Source organism: Microtetraspora malaysiensis (genome assembly GCF_001528665.1).
Taxonomy (GTDB): domain Bacteria; phylum Actinomycetota; class Actinomycetes; order Streptosporangiales; family Streptosporangiaceae; genus Microtetraspora_A; species Microtetraspora_A malaysiensis.
The window spans coordinates 1-1,968 of record NZ_BBYJ01000053.1; the positions used below are offsets into that span (position 1 = coordinate 1).

At 64.4% G+C, this 1,968-nt stretch carries 1 protein-coding gene and 1 rRNA gene; one reads left to right on the forward strand and one right to left on the reverse strand.

All coding sequences use genetic code 11. The features are described 5' to 3' along the window. On the forward strand, positions 1-340 hold a 340-nt coding region (locus AWQ71_RS42975; RefSeq protein WP_169806746.1), incomplete at its 5' end, for a hypothetical protein. 1,482 nt (positions 341-1,822) lie between these two features. Here the strand turns inward: AWQ71_RS42975 and rrf are convergent. Beyond that, positions 1,823-1,939: ribosomal RNA gene (gene rrf / locus AWQ71_RS39715) — 5S ribosomal RNA — on the reverse strand. Positions 1,940-1,968 lie beyond the last annotated feature (29 nt).

Consider the following 1,968-nt stretch of genomic DNA (forward strand, 5'->3'; position numbering starts at 1 on the left):
AACGCTGCGGACGATCGTTGTCCCGATCACCATAGGAACGCTGCGGCCGGTCACCGAAGGACCGCTGACCACGGTCGTCCCGGGAGCCGTAACGGCCGCCGAAGCCGCCGCCCTCACGCCGCGGACCACGATCATCACGATCACGGAAACCACGAGCAGAATCCCGGTCGCCGTAGGAACGCTGCGGCCGGTCACCACGCGCCGCGTCCCGGTCACCATAGGAACGCTGCGGACGATCGTTGTCCCGGTCACCATACGAACGCTGGGGCCGGTCATTGTCCCGATCCCCGAAGGTACGCCGCGGACGGTCAGCGCGGAAAGCGTCACGATCGCCGTATGAACGCTGAGGGCGATCTCCCGCGTCCCTGCTGAAGGGACGGTCACCGCGATCGCGTCCCCGGAAGTCACCTCGGTCGCCGGAACGGCCCTCACGCCGCTCGCCATAGCGCCTCACGGAGCCCCCTCGGCTCTCGTCGCCTCCGGTGGTACGACGCGGCCGGTCATTGTTCTCTTCGCCACGGCCCACGCCGTCACGTCCGTCTTCTCTGTTCACTTCTGTCCTCTATTACTCACTCACCGCGTACGGCTGGCAGGGATACTGGTCCCTCGTCCCGCCCCGCAGGAGATGGACTATGAGCCGGACGATGCTGAACGTCCACTTCCGGCCGAAAGTCTGAATGGCTGCCGGCTCTCGTCGCTCGCCGTGGCCTTCGCTCCTTGCCTGACGCGAAGAAGGCCACCCAATTGGGGGTGGCCCGACGGTCTCAAGCCTAGCAAGTCGCCACTACCACACAAGCCGAAGTCAGAACCCGTATCTTACGTGGCCTCCATCGCCTGTTTGCCACCGTCACCGCGCCAGCGAAATCCCTGCCTTACTCACTGCGGAGAAGCGCCCCAACTGCTCGGATACGGCTTAGGCCCGGGTCACGTCACAGGGCTGAGGCCCGTAGGCGCTGCGGCGGGGGCTGCTCCGGCCGGCCGTAATAGTTACGCCCCAGGGATGCCGCTCCCGCGGCCATCGCGGGCACGGTGGTACATGGCACGGTCCTACGCCGGCCTCCGCAACCCCCGCCTCCGCGCCAAACTCTCCCGCCGTACCCCGGCCAAGACCAAGTACGACCGGCACGAGAAGCCACACCCACACATCGACTCACAGCAACACGACCAACGGCAGAGGCGCGCCTCTGCCTCGGCACCCCCACTGGAGCAGCACAACCAGCCCATGCGCGGGAAAGGTCGACCGTCACCATGCTGTCCCGGCTCAACCGGAGCACCCCTCGTCCAGCACTCAAAAGATCTCAGCCAGCGCAGCAACAACGCAACCCAGACAAGCAGCGCCCGCAACAGCACAACCTCACAGCCCCGAGAGCACCTCCACAGGAACCGCGACAGGCCCTGACCAGACGCCGCCTAACACCACCCACGATCAACCCAGGCAAACAGCGCTCTCGGTACCCACCACCCACCGATAACAGCGATGAGCCGGTCCAATAGGTAGCGCGACAGGCACACCCCCAGGACCTCTCGCAACAACGACCGAAGGCACAACCCCCAAAACAAAAAAGGGGCCCCACCGGACCCCTCAAAACACACCACACAAACCATCGCACGACACGGCACCACCACCAGCCGCCACAACACAGAAAAAACCCGCCGACGACCAACACCGCACAACAAAAAAAGGGGCCCCACCGGACCCCTCAAAACACCCACAACCGCCAGCCGCGCGGCGACCACAACCCCAACCAACCACGAGGAAACAACCCCCGAAAACGAAGAAAGGGCCACCCCATCAAGGGGGCAGCCCTTCCTCACAAAAATTGTCCGGCGGCGTCCTACTCTCCCACACCCTCCCGAGTGCAGTACCATCGGCGCTGGAAGGCTTAACTACCGGGTTCGGAATGTAACCGGGTGTTTCCCAACCGCTATAACCGCCGTAACCCTATGAAACACACAACCAGCCACCCA